This is a genomic window from Myroides albus (assembly GCF_024722315.1).
Taxonomy (GTDB): Bacteria; Bacteroidota; Bacteroidia; order Flavobacteriales; family Flavobacteriaceae; genus Flavobacterium; species Flavobacterium album_A.
Window position 1 is genome coordinate 2,277,233 of sequence record NZ_CP102754.1, and the last position, 18,332, is coordinate 2,295,564.

The 18,332-nt window shown below is 34.1% G+C and carries 15 protein-coding genes; 5 read left to right on the forward strand and 10 right to left on the reverse strand.

Annotation, left to right across the window (positions count from 1 at the left end; translation table 11 throughout):
• Positions 1-33: 33 nt before the first annotated feature.
• Both NWE55_RS10395 and NWE55_RS10400 read left to right on the forward strand, forming a co-directional pair.
• The gene (locus NWE55_RS10395) at positions 34-666 is read left to right on the forward strand and encodes a 7-carboxy-7-deazaguanine synthase QueE (RefSeq protein ID WP_155091089.1); all 633 of its coding nucleotides are present in this window, start codon (positions 34-36) and stop codon (positions 664-666) included.
• A 38-nt stretch (positions 667-704) separates the two neighbouring features.
• Positions 705-1,103, forward strand: a complete 399-nt coding sequence (locus tag NWE55_RS10400; RefSeq protein ID WP_155091088.1) for a DUF2059 domain-containing protein — start codon at positions 705-707, stop codon at positions 1,101-1,103.
• Positions 1,104-1,246: 143 nt separating this feature from the next.
• Here NWE55_RS10400 and NWE55_RS10405 read toward each other — a convergent pair whose 3' ends face one another.
• Complete coding sequence (locus tag NWE55_RS10405) at positions 1,247-1,954, reverse strand: class I SAM-dependent methyltransferase (protein ID WP_155091087.1); 708 nt, start codon at positions 1,952-1,954, stop codon at positions 1,247-1,249.
• 57 nt (positions 1,955-2,011) lie between these two features.
• On the opposite strand from NWE55_RS10405, the gene NWE55_RS10410 reads away from it, so the two are divergent.
• A complete protein-coding gene (locus NWE55_RS10410; protein ID WP_155091086.1) occupies positions 2,012-2,509 on the forward strand; it encodes a YkgJ family cysteine cluster protein in 498 nt (165 codons plus the stop codon).
• Between the two features lie 30 nt (positions 2,510-2,539).
• Here the strand turns inward: NWE55_RS10410 and NWE55_RS10415 are convergent, their stop codons facing one another.
• The 7 genes from NWE55_RS10415 to NWE55_RS10445 all read right to left on the reverse strand — a co-directional run bounded on the left by NWE55_RS10415 (position 2,540) and on the right by NWE55_RS10445 (position 13,931).
• The gene (locus tag NWE55_RS10415; RefSeq protein WP_155091085.1) at positions 2,540-2,746 is read right to left on the reverse strand and encodes a hypothetical protein; all 207 of its coding nucleotides are present in this window, start codon (positions 2,744-2,746) and stop codon (positions 2,540-2,542) included.
• Between the two features lie 104 nt (positions 2,747-2,850).
• Positions 2,851-3,612 (reverse strand): LytR/AlgR family response regulator transcription factor, encoded by a 762-nt coding sequence (locus NWE55_RS10420; protein ID WP_155091084.1) that lies wholly within the window; start codon positions 3,610-3,612, stop codon positions 2,851-2,853.
• Between the two features lie 113 nt (positions 3,613-3,725).
• Positions 3,726-5,051: a RagB/SusD family nutrient uptake outer membrane protein gene (locus tag NWE55_RS10425; protein ID WP_155091083.1), complete on the reverse strand. Its 1,326-nt coding sequence runs from the start codon at positions 5,049-5,051 to the stop codon at positions 3,726-3,728.
• Positions 5,052-5,065: 14 nt separating this feature from the next.
• Positions 5,066-8,422: a SusC/RagA family TonB-linked outer membrane protein gene (locus NWE55_RS10430; protein WP_155091082.1), complete on the reverse strand. Its 3,357-nt coding sequence runs from the start codon at positions 8,420-8,422 to the stop codon at positions 5,066-5,068.
• A 21-nt stretch (positions 8,423-8,443) separates the two neighbouring features.
• Positions 8,444-11,038, reverse strand: a complete 2,595-nt coding sequence (locus NWE55_RS10435; RefSeq protein ID WP_155091081.1) for a zinc-dependent metalloprotease — start codon at positions 11,036-11,038, stop codon at positions 8,444-8,446.
• Positions 11,039-11,142: 104 nt separating this feature from the next.
• Positions 11,143-12,654, reverse strand: coding sequence for a sensor histidine kinase (locus tag NWE55_RS10440; RefSeq protein ID WP_155091080.1), 1,512 nt, complete (start codon positions 12,652-12,654; stop codon positions 11,143-11,145).
• Between the two features lie 53 nt (positions 12,655-12,707).
• On the reverse strand, positions 12,708-13,931 hold the full coding sequence (locus NWE55_RS10445) for an exo-beta-N-acetylmuramidase NamZ family protein (RefSeq protein ID WP_155091079.1): 1,224 nt from the start codon (positions 13,929-13,931) through the stop codon (positions 12,708-12,710).
• A 7-nt stretch (positions 13,932-13,938) separates the two neighbouring features.
• Here NWE55_RS10445 and NWE55_RS10450 point away from each other — a divergent pair, with 7 nt between their 5' ends.
• Positions 13,939-15,174, forward strand: a complete 1,236-nt coding sequence (locus NWE55_RS10450) for an ABC transporter permease (protein ID WP_155091173.1) — start codon at positions 13,939-13,941, stop codon at positions 15,172-15,174.
• 127 nt (positions 15,175-15,301) lie between these two features.
• Positions 15,302-15,802, forward strand: coding sequence for a hypothetical protein (locus NWE55_RS10455; protein ID WP_155091078.1), 501 nt, complete (start codon positions 15,302-15,304; stop codon positions 15,800-15,802).
• Positions 15,803-16,415: 613 nt separating this feature from the next.
• On the opposite strand, the gene NWE55_RS10460 is transcribed toward NWE55_RS10455, so the two are convergent.
• Positions 16,416-17,027: a DJ-1/PfpI family protein gene (locus NWE55_RS10460; RefSeq protein WP_155091077.1), complete on the reverse strand. Its 612-nt coding sequence runs from the start codon at positions 17,025-17,027 to the stop codon at positions 16,416-16,418.
• 101 nt (positions 17,028-17,128) lie between these two features.
• Positions 17,129-18,133, reverse strand: coding sequence for a GlxA family transcriptional regulator (locus tag NWE55_RS10465; protein WP_160339448.1), 1,005 nt, complete (start codon positions 18,131-18,133; stop codon positions 17,129-17,131).
• Between the last annotated feature and the right edge of the window lie 199 nt (positions 18,134-18,332).

Consider the following 18,332-nt stretch of genomic DNA (forward strand, 5'->3'; position numbering starts at 1 on the left):
CTTTATCTTTGTAACCATTAAGAAGATTAGAATATGTTACAAGAAGAACGTAATCTTGCGTTACAAGAGGGTAGAGTATTGCCATTAATGGAGGAGTTTTATACTATTCAAGGAGAAGGATTTTATTCGGGAAGTGCTGCTTATTTTATACGTTTAGGGGGATGTGATGTTGGTTGTCATTGGTGTGATGTTAAGGAAAGCTGGGACCCAGAATTACATCCATTAACTAAGATTGAAGATATCGTCGCTAATGCTTCGTCAGAGGCAAAATTGGCTGTAATAACAGGAGGAGAACCTCTTATGTACAATTTAGATTACTTAACTTCTAAATTGAAAGAAGCAGGTATGCAGACTAATATTGAGACTTCTGGTGCTTACGAAATGTCTGGAGATTTTGATTGGGTTTGTTTATCGCCTAAGAAAACTAAATTGCCTACTGAGAGCGCTTATGCTGCAGCGAGTGAGTTAAAAGTTGTAATTTATAATAAACACGACTTCATCTTTGCTGAAGAACAAGCTGCAAAGGTAAATCCTAATGCTTTGCTTTTACTCCAAACTGAATGGGGTAAACGCCAGGAGATGATGCCACTTATTATAGAATACGTTAAGAATAATCCCAAATGGAGAATCTCTTTACAAACACATAAGTATTTAGATATCCCTTAATATGTATTTCATTTACCAATTATAAAAATTAATTTAATATGAGAAAACTACTATTTACTTTTGTTGTAATCTTCGCATCTCAAGTGAGTTTTGCACAAGATTTCAAAACTGATACTAAGAAGTATATGGATATGAGTGGGCAACTTGCAATCTTTGAAAAACTTACAAGTCAGTTAGAAGAAAATATACCATCAGACAAAAGAGCAGATTTTAGAAAAGATCTAAATGCAAGCTTGAATGTATTAAAAGATAAGATGGCTGATTTGTATATGAGTGAGTTTACACATCAGGATGTAAAAGACCTAATCCAATTTTATGAAACACCTTTGGGAAAGAAACTTTCAACTAAGAGTACAATATTAATGGAAAAGGGTGAAAAAGTAGGTCAGGAATGGGCTATGGGATTACAGGGAATTATGATGAAGTATATGCAATAAAATAGAAAAAGAGGAACTAAGTTTCCTCTTTTTTATTTTGTCAAACCTACTGTATATGGCAATAAAAGGAAAATCACTTTTAATCGTGATAAGCACAACTTTACTGCGATGAGCAGGAAATGGTGAATCGTATTGAATTACAATTAGATATATAGCTTAGCTAAGTAATCACAATTGTCTCCTTCGTAAATTAAATCACATTCAAAACCATTTGCATGGGCAGCATTTTGCAAGGTGTTATAGTCCAGGTATAACCAATTAAATGGATTGTCAATTTCCCCTTTGTATTCAACTGTAAAGGTTAATTCTCCATAATAATCTTTGTTCTCCATTGGTATCCACACGCCGCCATCTTCATCTGTATCAAACATATAAATCAAGTCAGAACTGTCTATTAATATTTGTCCACCTGGATTCAATAACGTCTTTAAATGTGTGAGGTATTTTGTTGTATTTATAAGTTTACCAAATATCCCTGTTCCATTCATTAACAGCAGTATAGTATCGAAAGTTTCGTCTTTTAAATCTAAAATATCTTTTACTTCAGCAGCTTGTATTCCTCTCAAGCGACAAGCTTCAATTGAATTTGGTGATATATCAATGGCTTTTACATCGAAGCCTTTCTTGATTAAATGCAAGGAATGAGCTCCAGCACCGCAACCTACATCAAGTATCTTTCCCTTAGCTAAATCAAGTGCTTTTTGTTCGATTTTAGGCATTTCTTCATATTTTCTAAAGAGATAATTAATATCCATTTCTTCAGATTCAGAAATGTCTGTTTCTGTGATTATATTCTGTGGATTATTATTTGTTTGGAAATCTAAAATTGCCTTACCTAATAAATCTTTCATTGTAATTATTGTAAATAAATTAAATGGAGGTTGTAAATTTGCATCAAAATTTAGTTGATGGATAAAGTATTAAAACAACTTCCTACACTCGCCAAAGATAAGCATAACGAGAATAAAAAGTATTTCGATAAGTTAAAAAAGAAACCTCCTAAGGATCTCGATTACAAAATGGAAGAAATACACGAACAAGTTTTTGATCGAATAGATTGTTTGAGCTGTGCCAATTGCTGTAAAACTACTGGACCTCTTTTTACCAATGCCGACATTGAAAGAATAGCAAAGCACCTGAGATTAAAACCCCAACAGTTTATCGATCAGTATTTGCGTATTGATGAAGATAGGGATTATGTTTTACAAAGTGTACCTTGTACTTTTTTGGATGCTGATAATTATTGCATGATTTACGATGTAAGACCAAAAGCTTGTCGAGAATACCCCCATACAGATCGCAAAAAGTTTAATCAAATAACCAATCTAACTTTAAAGAATGTAGCTATTTGTCCTGCTGCTTTTGAAGTTGTAGAGGAAATGAAAAAAAGAATAGCCTTAAAATAATTATTATTTTAAGGCTATTCTTTTTATTTTTTAAATGAAGAAATGTTCTTCTTCTAATAATTGTAATTCTTCTTCTGTGTATTCATCTACTTTCTTTGTAAAGTATTCTACGTACTCTAAAATTAAGTCTTTTAGTTTTTCAAAAAATGCAACCGCATTACTTAAAAAGCCTTTGATTCTATCAAACCAAGCAAGAATACAATCCACCCAGTTGATTAAACGATCTCCTATGTTCATAGTTGTTTTATTAGTGTATTTGTTAGTTGATAATATTCCAAATATAATAAATTAAAATGCGAATAGTTTATAAAATTAATATAAAGTTATTGAAATATTAGTAGTTAACTTAACCATGCTTTAAGCTCGTGAATCTGTGATTTACTCACGAGTATAGGACTTTCCTCTTCGGGATTTGGCTGTAGTTTTATCTCAATTTTTTGGCTATTGTGTTTAATTATTTCGCTTACTGAATTTATATTAACAATGTATTTTCTATTGATTTTAAAGAAGTAATCTGTGTCTAACTTTTTAATTACGTCTTTTAAAGTGTCATCGTATATATAACTATTGTTGTCAAAAGTATGTAAGAATAAATGCTTTCCTTCCGCAACAAAATAGGCAATGTGGTTTGATTCAATAGATTTTAATTTATGACCATTGTGTACTAAGAAGCGCTTTCTAATTTCAGAACTATTTTCTTCATCCAATAAAACTAGACTTTTAAGCGTATTATCAACTTCAAATTGCTTTACAATATTGTGAAACTTCTGCAATGCTTCCTCTAATTCTTCCATTGTGAAAGGCTTGAGTATATAGTCTATTGTAAACTGTTTAAATACTTGTATAGCATATGAATCATAGGCTGTTACAAAGATTATTGGGCTCTTTACTTCTACGTTTTCGAAGATTTCAAGACTTTTGCCATCGCCTAAGTGAATGTCCATGAAGATTAAGTCGACCTTGTTCACTAAGAAAAAGCGAGTAGCTTCCTGAACTGAAGACAGTAAAGTAATATCTGTGATATGGATAATATCTTGTCTTTCTAAAAGGCTTTTTAGGTAGTTTGAAGCCAAGCTCTCATCTTCTACTATAGCTATTCTCATTTGTGACTTAATTTGATCACAAAATTAAGAAAATTAATTTTATATCATTATAGTCAATTAAGAACATAAAAAAAACTACTCTAAAGATAGAGTAGTTTTTAAGGCGTGTTTGGCTATAAATTTGGATTGCTTTGTTTTGCTGTTTTTGGAAAAGGTAAAGTATACCTTATATCGTTTTCGACAAGTCTGTAAACTTTCCCATCTAATTCGTGAATGATTTCTTTTTGATTTAATCGTCTTAAATCAAACCAACGATGTCCTTCGAATGCAAACTCTCTGAATCGCTCTTCTAAGATAAAATCTAAAAATTGCGCTTGATTAAAATTAGATATCTTTGAAAGTAGTTTAGTAGCAGCATCGCTTTTATAGCGTTTAGCTATCAGTGACTCTAAAGCTTCTTTTGCTTCAGCTAAGCGATTTAATTGTACTAATGCTTCTGCTTTGATCATGTATAATTCAGCAGTTCTAAAAGATACTTTTCTGTCTTTTAAACCAGTTTTTTCTACTGTTAATTTATCTCCTGATTTTGAAAAGTAACTTGTGAATCTCAAATCGTTTTCTTGATCATACGCTTGAATTAAATCTTTTGATACATAAGCAATATTTCTAAACTGACCATCAAGAGCGTCTTCTAATGCTAAGATTGACTCTACACTTGTGATTGAAGTCACAGGTGTTTTATTGTCTTGATTCAAATCTTGTAATTGATGCTTATAAGTCAATGCTTCTTCAGCACTTTTTAACGCATCTTCATAGTTTCTTTGATAAAGGTGTACGCGAGCTTCTAAGGCTAAAATTGCTGGTCTTGTAAAACGGTAATTTTTCCCCACTTCATAATTGTCCACTTGAATGTGTTCTTTTGCACGCTGGATGTCACTGTGAATTTGAGCATATACTTCAGCTACAGTGTTAGGAGATTTGAATTCTTCTATCTGAACTTCATTTTCAATTACAATACCTCTTTCATGCCCAGCAGTTTCTTTGTCATATGTTTTAGCATAAAGGTTTACCAAATCAAAGTTAGCCATTGCCTTTAAGGCATAGTACTCAGCTAATAACTGTTCTTTAGCACTTCCAGGCTCCATAGTCTTTACTCCTTCAAGAGTCGCGTGATTAGCGTAAAATACTATTTTATAAAAACTCTCATATGGAAACTCTTGTGTGGAGTTGTCTGCATTTTGATCATTGAATCTGTATATCTCTCTAACAGAAGTAAGAAATGTATTTTCTTCTGTGTATAAGACTACTTCATCAGTACGAGTAGTAGCTAATGATTTATGCTTAGGATAAGCATCGTAAGCCGAAGTGATGAGTTTTCTAAAATCATCTACTGTCTTAGGTATTACTTTTCCCTTTGGTTCTATATCTAAGAATTTATCACAGCTCGATGTTGTTAGAGCTAATGTGATACAACTCATTATTAATACTATTTTTTTCATTTTGTTTCAGGTTGTTAGAAGCTTATGTTTAATCCTATTGATACAGACTTTTGTATTGGCTGAGTATATATGTTTCCATAAGTCTCAGGGTCAAAATAACCTTTGTAATCACTTCCAAATACAAATAAGTTTCTTCCCTCAATAGTGATTTTAGCATTGTCAATTCTCATTTTACTCATGACCTCTTTAGGGAATGTGTACCCTAAACGAATACTGCTGATACGGATATAGCTTACCTCTTTAGTCCAAATGTCAAGGTTCTTGTATGCGTTTCCTGCATCAATTCCTCCGAAGTACTTCGATAACATCCACATGTCGTTTGTTGCTCCATAGTTACCATTGTTATCATCTGGTGTCAAGTTAGGCATTGATCCATTTGGATTCTCAGGTGTTTTCATATCTAAGATTTCTCTTGAATAGTTATGACCTGGATCCAGTAATGAAATATCGTATGAAGGTGCTCTTTTTACAGTTTGTTTTATACTAAAAGCAGCAGAGATATTCAAATCGAAATTCTTGTATCTAAAGTTGTTGATGATACCTCCTGTAAACTTAGGATCTGCATCTCCAGCATAGCTATATAGGTTTCTATATTCTTCAGCTGTTAGGTCTGATCCTACAAGATATCCTGGCATAATATCTTCCATTTCATCTTTTAGTTTAAAGAACTCTACTCCTGAAACTTTATTTCCATCTTTCCAGAATAGTATATTTCCTTGATCATCTAAACCTGCAGTTTTAATTACAAATACTGAGTTTACTGGTAATCCTTCTCTTGAAGGTAAAAAGCTATTCTCACTAATCATGATTCGGTCAACATTGCTCTTATTACGAGCCAAGTTGATTGTTGTACTCCATGAGAAATCAGGTGTAGCTATGTTACGTGTGGTTACCGAAACCTCAAAACCTTTATTAGTTACTTGAGCCCAGTTCATTTGTGTAAAAGCAAAACCTGTTTCAAGTGGCAATGCTCTCAATCCGATTAAGTCTGTACTCTTACGGTTGTATGCATCAAATTCAAAAGCAATTCTGTTATTGAATAAACCTAAATCTAAACCAACGTTTGTATTAGTTGTTTTTTCCCAGCGCAATGTTCCGTTAGGTGGATTTGTAACCTGGATATTTGACTCTGAATATCCTGGTAGAATTTCACTTTTGTTGTATTCTCCAATTACAAAAGGAGATGTTGTTTTATCTATGTTTCCTTGTAACCCATAGGATGCACGTAAACGCAAGTTGTTAATAAACTCAACGTTTTCCATGAACTTCTCATTGCTTACTGCCCATGACCCTGAAATAGCCCATAGTGGCACATATTTGTATTTTGGATCTACTCCGAATAGGTTAGAACCATCGTATCTCACACTACCAAAAATGGTGTACTTACGGTCAAAAGTATATGCCGCTGTCGCAAAGAAAGAAGCAAATGCATCATTCGCTCTGGTCTTTCTATACGTTTCGTATTTGTTTTTATCTCCTTGCCCAATACTCTCAGGAAACAGAATTTGTTGTGTTTGCAGGGTATTAGGATCATAACCATATCCCTTTGACTTGATAATTGTGTTTTCTGTTTCGCGAATCTCCATACCTGCCATAACATCTACTTCGTGTTTGTCGTTGAATATAGCATTGTATGTTGCTTGAGTCTTCCAGTTGTACTGAAACAATTCGTTGTTGAAGTTCTCAATTACTCCACCATCAGGTAAGAAGTATTTTGTTTCTCCATTTTGTCTATATCTCGTTCCTTCTCTGAGTACACGAGTAGAATAGGTTTCTTGTCCTAAGTATTTTTCCGTGTCACTTTTGTCTAATTGTAAACCAAATTGTGATGTTACTTTAAGATCTTCAAGTATTTTATACTCTAAGTCAAATACTGCTTTGATAGACTTAGTCTTTAAATCATAGCTTGTGTTTGCTCTTTCTTCTAAGAAGTTAAACGGAATATAGTTTCCGTCAAATCCATCAATATCTTTATCGTAATTGTAACTTCCATCGGCATTGTAAGGTGTTAAATATGGATTAGCATTACGTGAATATACGCTTGGACTAATATTCGCATTTATGTCAGTAACAAAATTCTCCTTGATAGAGTAAGTTCCGAATACTGCCACTCCTGCTTTAAACCTATCTGTCAATTGATAGTTGTTTTTGAAAGTTAAGTTGTAACGCTCAAATCCTGTACCTATCGTAGCTCCTTTTTCATCGTAGTAACCTAAAGAGAAGTAGTAATCTGAATGGTCATTTCCTCCAGATAAGCTCAATCCATACTGTTGGTTCACAGTTGCACGATACAACTCATTCCCCCAATTTGTATTTGTATTTCTTAAATTATTAATGCCATTTTGAGAAGCTAATGAGATTGCTCCAATACCTCCTTGACGGTAAGCATCTAAATCGTTGTTTTGGTTTAAGATGCGCATTACTTCACCTTGTCCAGAACGCAAGTTATTGATGTCTTGTCTTCCTGCTAACATTAATTCTAAATCAACTTTTTCAGACGAGTTCATCATGTTTAATTTAGAGAATCTCGGTCTTTCGTTGATAAATGTATTTGCAGTGAAGTTAACCTTCATAGGTCCTTTTTTACCTTTTTTAGTCGTAATAACGATTACTCCATTGGCAGCTCTTGCTCCGTAGATTGCTGTTGCTGATGCATCTTTTAGAATAGTAATATCTTGAATGTCATCTGGGTTTAGACCGGCAATTGAAAAGTTTTGCAACTGATCAATATTGTCTTTATCGTTAAAATTAGGTACGTCATTACCTTCTAATGGCATACCGTCAACTACCCATAATGGATCTTGAGGCCCATTTAAAGAAGCTGTACCACGTATTCTAATTTTTGTTGGTCCTCCTGGTGAACCTGTAAGTGGTGTAACGGCAACACCTGCAATCTGTCCTGTTAACATTTGGTCAACGCTGGCTACACCTACTTGGTTAATATCCGACATTCCTATCTGCGCAACTGATGAAGTAAGTTTTCTTTTTTCAATTGTTTGATATCCAGTTACAACCACTTCACTTAACATATTTGTGTCACTACCAAGAAGTATAGTATAGCTGTCTTTTGTCGTTAAGTTTACCAGTTTAGATTCATATCCAATGTAACTTACGCGTATCGCTTTTGTATTAGTAGGAACTTCAAGTTTGAAGTTCCCATCCATATCTGTCATTGTACCAATACTGGTACTTTCTATAATTCCTTTTTGTGCAGTCTCGTTCGAAACAGTCTGTGTTTCTACGATAATGGATGCCCCTGGTAAACTTAATTTATCCGTAGCATCTGCAACAAAACCTGTAATCACTCTTTTCTCTTGTGCAAAAGTCAGAGAGAACGTTAGAAGTGAAAATAAAAGAAAAAGTTTCTTCATTGTTTGTTTAAATAAGTGGGGTTAGTTAAGGTTTAAAGCCTCGTTTATTCTATTGATGATATCAATATAATGTGCGCGTGTAGCTTTGTCACCTGTATTCTTCTTTTTGTTTAATAGGTGTTTGATTCTTATTAATTCTCCTTTTTTGTAAGAAGTAACTTCGGATACTCTTTTCATTACGGTATAATTGATATTGCGCAATTTGTTTGCCCCTTCTGTGTAATTACACAAAGTTGGCATTTGTAATGAGTAGTCGCTAATTAATCCTTTTTTACTTGTTTTCTCAAAAAGTTTATTAACATCAATAATTAAGGCGTCAACATAATTCTTTTGTGTCATTCGCTCTAAAATCGATAGTGATTTTCCTTTTTTTGTCAATGCAAAAATCTCACTATTAAGCATATCAAACAAGTCAGAAATTGTGAAGTTTTTCTCTGTTCCCATTTCTGCTTGTAATACTTCATTCTCTAAAAGACGAAGTAAACGTTCATCCATTAATGTGTAGTACAAGGTTGTGTATTGTAACTCTCTCGCTAATGAATAAGGAGAGTATTCAAATGGACCTACAGGAGAGTCTTTTAGGCCGTATGTTCTATCTATCACTTCATTAAAGAACAACCAGTTTGGCAATTGTAAGGCATTTTTTGCCAAGTATTCTACTGCTCTTTTTTGTGTTTCATATGGGACAGGTTCATAAGCTTTTTTGTTGTTTCCGTAAACCGCATGGTTTAAATAAACCCCTCCAATATTGGATAGAACATGTTGATTATACATCTGCCATTGTCCAATAGCTCCCATGTATAATTTTCCAGCCTCGTAATATCCCTCTCCTTTGTCGTATGTCCAAGGAATAATATTATTTACTACAATTTTTAAATTCTTTAATCCGTATTCACTTGCTTTCATTGCATCATCTCCTAAGTCCTCTGATTGTGAACGTGGATCTACAATGTTTAGATAGCTCTGTTGTTCTCCGTAGAAATACATTGGATCATCTTGGTGATCTTCTATCATTTTGCGCAAAGCTTTTTTCTCTGTTTCTTGATCAGGATACCAACGGTAACCCCACTCAATTGCATATTTATCGTACAAGCCAATTTGCGGAGTTATAGCAGTTACTCCATCTTCAGGTTGAGCTACGTAGTTGTACCTCGCATAGTCCATAATTGATGGTGCTGTACCACCCATTTTATCTGTGAACTCTTTTGAACGCAATGAATCTACAGGGAATGCATAAGACGCACCCATATTGTGTTTCAAGCCAAAAGTGTGTCCTACTTCGTGAGAAGATACAAATCGGATAGCTTCTCCCATGTGCTCATCTGTAAACTTATTCGCTCGCGCTTTTGGGTCTATTGGACCAGTTTGTATTCTCATCCAACTGTGTACAGATGTCATTACATTATGCCACCATATAATATCTGCTTCTAAGATTTCTCCACTTCGTGGATCCATAACAGATGGTCCCATAGCATTAGATTTTGGTGATGCAGCATATGTAATTACGGAATAGCGTACATCGTCAATATCGAAATCTTTATCCTCTGCTGTTGGTTCTTTAGCAATAATGGCATTTTTGAATCCCGCTTGCTCAAATGCTACCTGCCAGTCATGTACCCCTGCGATAATCTTTTGTCTCCATTGTGGTGGAGTAGCAGGGTCAATATAGTATACGATAGGTTTTTTAGGTTCTACTAATTCTCCTCTTAAATATTTTTCTACATCTTCTTCTTTTGGTTCAAGATTCCATTTAGTGATGTACTCGCGTTCTTCCATTTTGTGTTGAGCATCACTGAAAAACCAACTCTTCTCAGTAAAGAATCCAACTCTTTTGTCGGCAATACGCGGTTTCATTGGCTCTTTCGCCAATAACACTATATTGGTAGTCACACCTAATGACACAGGCATATCACCACTACCTTCGTTTACACTTGTCGTCAGTAAAGACTTGACAACCATATTCTGAGGAAAGGCTTTTACACCTTCGATATACGATAAGTTTGTCTTAATGGATGTAGGTAACCCCAATCCAGTTAACACGTCATTAAAGCTGGTTTGATTTCCATCAAATACTTTATTAACTTTAATTACTGTAGCTGTGGAATCTGGGTTTTGTGCTTCAATTTCAAAAAATTCAAGAACTGATTCAATAAAGTTGTCTTTAACAGATTCTGTAATAGCATCTTCTTTGGGAGAAGTTACTCTTGGCGTTTCTGTCTTTACCCATATTTTATTAGCTAAAGTATCTTTGTGAAAAGTGATTAGTTTGTTTTCATAATTCATTCCTTTATTTGCACCAGCATCATTCACTTCTAAAGGAACTTGTGATAGTTTGTTGACAATCAAAAACTGACGGTTTAATAAACTATCAGGTATTTCAAAGTACATATCCGTTTTGACTTGGATTGCATTGAACATCCCTTTTTTGTATACGCCATCTTTTATTAAGTCAGCATATTTATTTTTTTTAGTATCTGTCGAATCTTTTTCCTTGGAAACTGCCTTCTCAGTTTTTGGGGTAGTTTTTTTCTTTGCAGCCAAGGCTGGGGGAGCCTGTAATAAGGCGCAAGCAAAAACTAATGCACTGATACTTAGTTTAACCGTGTTTTTATTCATTACAATGTTAAGTTATAGTTAAGTCAGCTAAAGCTAAAGCACTTCGCTATAACTAAAAAATTTATGGGAGTGAGTGGATTAAAAAGGGGAGTGAGTGGATAATTTTAACATTTTATCAAAGGCAATATACATACAAATGTATTCTCATGTGCTGATGCACTGAACATAGTTATATTGTAGTATTTATATATTGATTCTAAGTATTTTAGACCAAATAACTCTCCTTCTTGTGCTACTTTCTTTGGTTGCAGATTATTAATTACCTTTGCTTTATCGTCATCGATTATTAACTGAATTAACAAAGGTTTTTCTCCCGTTAGTATATTGTGTTTTAAAGCATTCTCAATGGTAATTTGCAAAGCTAAAAAAGGAATTTTATAACAACTGTTTTCCTTTCTATTGTCGTTTATTTCAAATTCTAAAACGTCTTTAAAGCGAATTTTCTGTAGTTCAATATACTTTGTAATAAAAAAGATCTCGTCTTCTAAATTCACAATATTGTCCTGAGGAGGAGTGATTAAGTAACGGTATATTTTACTTAAATTTAACGTGAAGTTCTGAGCCATTGACTTGTCTAAGTCAATTAACATAAAGAGGGAGTTCAGTGAATTGAATAAAAAGTGCGGGTTAATCTGATTCTTTAGTTGTTGTAATTGGATGAGTGCTTTCTCTTTGTTTACCTTTTCATTTTCAACAGCAAGCTCCTCTTTTTCTATATATACCTTGCGTGTTGCTAAGGTGAAAAAGTAGAAAAGCATGACAATTACCAACACCGTTGTGATTAAAATTAAAATAGTGTTTCGCTCAATTGGCGCTATGTTGTCATCGACATTGAATTTCGGAAAATTAACTGTGATATACCCTTTGAAATTCTCGGATTTAAAAGAGCTGACAAATCTAAATACATCAAGTTTTAAATACTCAGATTCCACGACATCGGGATTGGTCACTTTGGTAGGTGGGATAGTATCTTTTGGTGATATATTGTGTAATTCGAATACATTTTTCCCTATGATTGATATCTCAGGATGATAGATACACAATCCTTCTTTCGTAAATATATAGGCGTAGTTTGGTGTAGTAACATCTATTGTTGTAAGGTATTTGTGAAACATTTTCATATCTACCGTAATACCGTAGACTAAACGCTTGTTATCGTTCAGTTTATAGCTGTTGTACATCAACCAAAAGTATTGTTTGTTATCAGCAACGAAATCATTGTATGTTGATTTGTCTGGATTATTCAGAATGTGCTGAACAAATATATTTTTATCGGTTAAATTGGTAATATCGCCTACGTAATAATCACTTATTTGATTGTTCTGATCTAATACAATGTACCAATTGGTCTTGATAATATTGCCGTGACTGTAAACCTCATTTAGTACTTCAAATTTGATTTTAAGTTGATCTAATGGCGTTTGCGTAGCGATTTGATCTAATGATAGAAGGTGCTCATCAACTTTGTAAAACTCTTGTTCGAGCGAACGTAATTTTTGATAAAAGTTCTTTGAGGTAATATACTTATAGGTCTCTTGATTGTTCTTATTGATGGAAGAGCTAAGAAAATAAATAGCGATAATTGTCACGATTAGGATGACAATACCAATAAGCATAAAAGCTTGTCGTGATATGTATAATTTAGTCTTTGATGTCAAGAGATAGCCTATTAGTAGATTAGATATGGCGAACGCATTATTTTAAATTGATCAAGATCATCTTGCCAACTTGCTCTGATTTGCTGTTCGCTTTTTCCAGAGGTTATTTGTTGTTTCAATTTATTTGTTCCAGCTAACTTGATGAAAAAATTAGTGAAGAACTTTTCTTTATTTACAGAGTTTTGATATGCTTTTAGCAACCATTTGATTTCTAATTTATCTACGTTTTCTATCGCACTTAAATTTTCCCCATAACACATTTTTCCGTTGTTCATAGGGTCCTTAGCTCCTGCATTTGGTTTTGGAGTAAAAGAATAGGGCATGTTTTTGAGATAAGGGGAACCGTAGATTTGAAACTGTAAATTAGTACCTCTACCTGAACTCACATTCGTCCCTTCAAAGAAACACAAGCTCGCATAGAGGTTGATTGCCTTTTGATTGGGTAAATTTGGCGAAGGGGCAACTGGCAAGTCATATGACTTTGTTCGATCATAGTTTAGAACAGGGATAACTGTTAGGTCACATTGAATCCCTTTCTTCAACCACTTTTGACCATTAATCATTTGTCCATATTCACCAATGGTCATTCCGTGCATAGCCGGAATGGGATGCATACCCACAAAGCTTTTGTTTTCCATCTCTAAAGTTGGTCCATCAATGATACTTATGTTTGGGTTAGGTCTGTCAAGTATAATAACGGGAATATTGTTTTCCGCACATGCTTCCATAAGGTAGTGTAAGGAAGATATATAAGTGTAAAATCGTGCTCCAACGTCTTGTAAGTCAAATAACATGACATCAATATTGTTCAATTGTTCGACTGAGGGTTTTTTACTGTTTCCATAAAGTGAGATGATTGGCAAGCCTGTTTGAGCGTCTTTGCCATCTTTGATTAGTTCTCCTGCATCTGCTGTACCTCTAAAGCCGTGTTCCGGTGCATAAATCTTTGTAATGTTTACACCATTGCTTAACAAGTAGTCAACAACAGAGGTGTCATAGTCATTTGAAGTAAGATCTGACTTTACCACGCCTGTTTGATTTGTAAGAATACCTACTTTCTTATTCTTTATTTTATCGAGATATAGGGAGCTATTTTGTGCACCTACGATTATTGTTCTTTCCTCATTTGAAAGCTTTTTTTTCGTATTAAAAGCGTGTAATTGAAAATTTACTGTCAGTAGCAAGGCTAAGACTGAGAATAAAAATGTATTTTTGAACATTGAACTTGATATCATATTTGTCTTGAAATTAGAATATTTTATAACCAAACGATTAGTAACTACAAAGAATCATAAAAGTAGTATTTCTACGCCAATAATTAAAATTGCTATTACAGCTATAGCAATGGGAATTGTTATGATGTTGGTTTCTGTTGCTACTGGTTTAGGATTAAAGTACAAAATTAGAGATAAAATTTCAGCTTTTAGTGGGCATGTCGTAATTACAAGCTATGATAATAACGCAACTGATATTACTTTAAAACCACTGGATGCTGATTTGTCTAAATACGAGGCATTTAACTCGGTTAAAGACATAAAGAAAATACAGTCCTACGCATCTAAAGCTGGGATAATTAGAACAGAGTCTGCTTTTGAAGGTGTTGTGTATAAGGGTGTTGATTCTCTTTACGATCTAACAGAGGTCGAAAAGTACCTTACAGTAGGTCGATTGCCGAAAACCCAGGCAGCAATGAGTAATGAAGTTTTGCTATCCGAGTATATCGCTAATCGATTGCATTTGGAAGTAGGGGATAAGATTACAACCTATTTTATGAAAGAATGGGGAAATAAAGTACCCAATGTGCGTCAGTTCGAAGTTGTAGGTATATTCAATTCAGGCTTGCAGCAGTTCGATGAAAATATTGTCATAGGTGATATTAAGCATGTGCAACGTTTGAATAGATGGAAATCTAATCAAGTTGGTGGATTCGAAGTCATTGTTAAAGATTTTGATAAGATTGAAGAAATTGGCGCTCAAATTTATTTAGACTTACCTTCTTCTGTTGATAGCCGTACTATAGTCGAAAAGTATAATAATGTTTTTGGCTGGATTGATATGTTTGATTTTAATATTATGGTAATCATTATCATTATGATTGTGGTAGCTTCTATTAATATGATTGTAGCACTTTTGGTATTGATCCTGGAGCGCACACAAATGATTGGAATATTAAAGGCTTTAGGAGCTAATAATTGGACTGTACGCAAAATCTTTTTATACAATGCTTGTTATTTAATCTTGAAAGGTTTGTTCTATGGAAACCTTATTGGATTAGGATTATTATACTTACAAAAGTTTACAGGTTTAGTTAAACTTGATGCTTCCGCATACTATGTGAGAGAAGCGCCTGTATTGATTCGCTTATCAGATGTTTTGTTATTGAACATTGGTGTTGTTATTATTGCACTATTAGTTTTACTTATTCCTTCTTATTTAATTACTAAGATTTCTCCAGTCAAAGCAATTAGGTACGACTAAACTATACATTATTGTAGTTTTAATGCTTGTGCAAAAACGCAAGGGAGGGGCAAACTGTTTACAATTATTTTTTTATCGCTATTTGTTTTGTTAAATTCGGGAATTATTTATTTAACAAAATCATATTATGATGCGAAATTTACTTTTTTTATTGTTGTTTTCTGCAATGATACTTACTTCTTGTGAGAAGAAAGGAGAACCTTCTCCAGTGGGTGAACTTTATAGTGCTGAGCAAATTTTAAATTTGCCTAAAGACAAATCATTGGACGGAAAGTTAATTCAAGTGGAGGGATATATTTCCTTTTGTTCTAAAAGACCTTTGCGTATGAATAGTAAAAATAAAATTACTATTACAACAGAGCAATATTGTCAGGGAACCAAATTGATTGACGCTAATATTTTTATGAGTTCGGCAAGCGTTTCTTACAAGCCTGGAGGTGAAACTCCTCGAAACTATATTAGTGTTACTGATATTAATAAGGTAACAGCTGATAGTATGGTTTTTATTTTAGATGATTATTCAGAAGATAGCAATGAGAAGTTTATGATTTCTGGAAAACTTTTATTTGATGGTAGTGGTTATTCATTGGAGGAGTTAACTTTCATTAAAGCAGCTGCTAAGCAGTAATCAAGGTGAGTTTCATCTAATTAAAGAATATAAAAATAGGATTAGTGTTTTTTAGAATGCTAATCCATTTTTTTTTACCCCATAAAAGTTTTGTGTTTTCTATTGGTTAAATTACCGAGAGTGACGATGATGTTGATGAGCTCTTAATAGGATGTTGGATGATGTTATTGATGGGGTTTTCTTGCACTTCCTTGGAGTTTTCTTGGGGTTTTCTTGGAGTTTCCTTGCTAAAAGGGGTGTTTTGTCGAAGAAAGGTGCAAGAAAGGTGCGAGAAAAGTGTAATAAACTCCCAAGTAAAAGAGTACATAGCTATAGGTAAATTGTTTTTATATAAGGGTAAGCAAAAGATTCTGTATCCAGTAGAATGTATAGTATGAAATCGAGTTAACAGTGTGTTGTGTTTACAGCATCAGTGCTGTAGATTGGCTATCAACTGAAGGTAAACTTACATTAAGTAACAGCAAATAAGTATTGTTTTAGGTCAGTCATACTTCAGTGGTGTGAATGGTCATTTTGATTCGACCGTGATCATGATTGTATTGTTGCTTGTGACCTGCTTTGTATTATTAATGAGTTATAAAAGGCGACTTAAGAACTAAATCGCCTTTGTCTTTTATCCTTTGTATTCAAATAGTTGTTTAATAGTCTGACCTATATCTTCACCAAGTTGTTTACTGACTAAGTATAGAGCGCCGTCTATACCTGCTGTGATACCTGCTGTCGTCAGCACTCTTTCTTGGTCTATGTAGCGCATACCTGTGCGAACTATAGCCTTTGGCAGCGCTTGTGCTAATGCTTCTATCCCCATAAAGTGTGTGGTTATTTCTAAACCATTAAAAAGTGCTGTATTGCTCAGAAGTAAACTACCTGTGCATACTGTAAATAACAGAGCACCTTGCTGGTGTTGATTTACTATCCAAGAAGTATAAGTATTTTGGAAATATTCGTCTTGTAGATAGTTCATGACGATGTCAGGGTTAGCTCCTGGTAGAACGATGACATCCGGTGTAGGACAGTCTTCAAAACTGTACTGAGGTAAGATTTGAGTCGTATTGGCTTCTGTTTTGACTACTTCTTTCGTCGCAGAGACTAAGTAGTGATTATAGCTGTTGGGTTTAAGCACATTTGCTTTAACAAATACATCTAATGGGCCATTAAGATCTAATACTTCCACTTGATCAAAAATGATAAAGGCTACATTAAGGGGACGGTTTGTTGTTGTCATATTTTATTGTTGATAGAAGACAATAGAGGATCTGTCGAAGGCTGGCTTCGATATCGGTATTGTCTTGGGTTATTTGTGATTACTTAGTTGGTAACTAAATGCTAAAGGTTAATTCTTGTAGATTGGAACACACTTCTATAATGAGTAGGAGTGACTTTGACTAGTTTGACAAATGCCTTCCTAAATACATGATCAGAAGTATATCCTACTTGACTAGCTATTTCTACTATAGTGTAAGTTGTAGATTCTAATAGGCGCTTAGCATATTCTATTCTCACACAGTCATTAAAAGCACCTGGAGTCATTCCTGTTTCTTTCTTAAATACCCTTGAAAAATTGCGTTCACTCATATAGACATGATCTGCAAGTTCTGCAATAGTCACCGCTTGTTGGGTTAGATGATCTGTGATATACTGTTTTACTTTTCTAACTAATGAAGTGAGGTCTATATCAGCGGGTATTAATGTACTATAGAGCTCTTGTGTGTTTGTTCTTTTTAGATTCACTACTAGATATCTTGATACATCAGAGGCTAGTGTATATCCATTGTCCTCTTCTATTAAGGCTAGAGCTAAGTCTATACCAGAAGTAATTCCTCCAGAAGTATAGATATTGTCATCTTTGATATAAAAGTGATCATAGGTCAGTCGAATAGAAGGGTAAGTCTCCTGGAGTACTTTAGCATATTGCCAGTGTGTAGTTACTTTTTTATTGGTTAGTAATCCTGTCTTGGCTAGTAAAAAAGCTCCTATACAGATAGAACCTATACGCTTTACAGTAGGTTGTATACCCTTTATCCAATGTAACACAGCTGGATCATAGTCATGCGTTAGGTCTGCCTTAGACCCAGCGATGAGTAATGTATCTAATGGAATATGATGGTCATAAATGGTATAATCACACTTTACACTAATGCCTGCACTAGTAAGTACACTTTTGTCTACTGTTCCGGAGATTAAGTGGATTTGATATTGAGTAAGTGCAGATGTAGCTGTGCGGATCATGAGCTGATTAGCAGTATTGAATACATCACTCGGCCCTGCGAAGTCCAGTAGCTGTACTTGAGGTAATAATAGAAATCCGATATGATGTAGTGGGGTATTCATACTGCTATCTTGTTTTATGATAAGACAAAGGTAAGAAGGCTTTATGATGTATAAATGACATATAACGTACTTTTTCTGCCAAAACAGAAGATGTCTTAATAAATGAATCGTTGTTTTATTTAGATTGATTTGAGTTTAAATGTTAATTTTTATCAGTTAAGAGCTTGTTTGACTGTGTTTTGAGGTTTGTTATTTAAAT

Excerpts from the sequence above, each read along its gene's own strand:
- NWE55_RS10425 (WP_155091083.1), bottom strand. The coding sequence starts at position 5,051 with ATGAAAAAAATAGTATTAATAATGAGTTGTATCACATTAGCTCTAACA.
- NWE55_RS10400 (WP_155091088.1), top strand. The coding sequence starts at position 705 with ATGAGAAAACTACTATTTACTTTTGTTGTAATCTTCGCATCTCAAGTG.
- NWE55_RS10465 (WP_160339448.1), bottom strand. The coding sequence starts at position 18,133 with ATGAATACCCCACTACATCATATCGGATTTCTATTATTACCTCAAGTA.
- NWE55_RS10395 (WP_155091089.1), top strand. The coding sequence starts at position 34 with ATGTTACAAGAAGAACGTAATCTTGCGTTACAAGAGGGTAGAGTATTG.
- NWE55_RS10440 (WP_155091080.1), bottom strand. The coding sequence starts at position 12,654 with ATGCTTATTGGTATTGTCATCCTAATCGTGACAATTATCGCTATTTAT.
- NWE55_RS10445 (WP_155091079.1), bottom strand. The coding sequence starts at position 13,931 with ATGATATCAAGTTCAATGTTCAAAAATACATTTTTATTCTCAGTCTTA.
- NWE55_RS10410 (WP_155091086.1), top strand. The coding sequence starts at position 2,012 with ATGGATAAAGTATTAAAACAACTTCCTACACTCGCCAAAGATAAGCAT.
- NWE55_RS10455 (WP_155091078.1), top strand. The coding sequence starts at position 15,302 with ATGATGCGAAATTTACTTTTTTTATTGTTGTTTTCTGCAATGATACTT.
- NWE55_RS10435 (WP_155091081.1), bottom strand. The coding sequence starts at position 11,038 with ATGAATAAAAACACGGTTAAACTAAGTATCAGTGCATTAGTTTTTGCT.
- NWE55_RS10460 (WP_155091077.1), bottom strand. The coding sequence starts at position 17,027 with ATGACAACAACAAACCGTCCCCTTAATGTAGCCTTTATCATTTTTGAT.
- NWE55_RS10415 (WP_155091085.1), bottom strand. The coding sequence starts at position 2,746 with ATGAACATAGGAGATCGTTTAATCAACTGGGTGGATTGTATTCTTGCT.
- NWE55_RS10405 (WP_155091087.1), bottom strand. The coding sequence starts at position 1,954 with ATGAAAGATTTATTAGGTAAGGCAATTTTAGATTTCCAAACAAATAAT.
- NWE55_RS10430 (WP_155091082.1), bottom strand. The coding sequence starts at position 8,422 with ATGAAGAAACTTTTTCTTTTATTTTCACTTCTAACGTTCTCTCTGACT.
- NWE55_RS10420 (WP_155091084.1), bottom strand. The coding sequence starts at position 3,612 with ATGAGAATAGCTATAGTAGAAGATGAGAGCTTGGCTTCAAACTACCTA.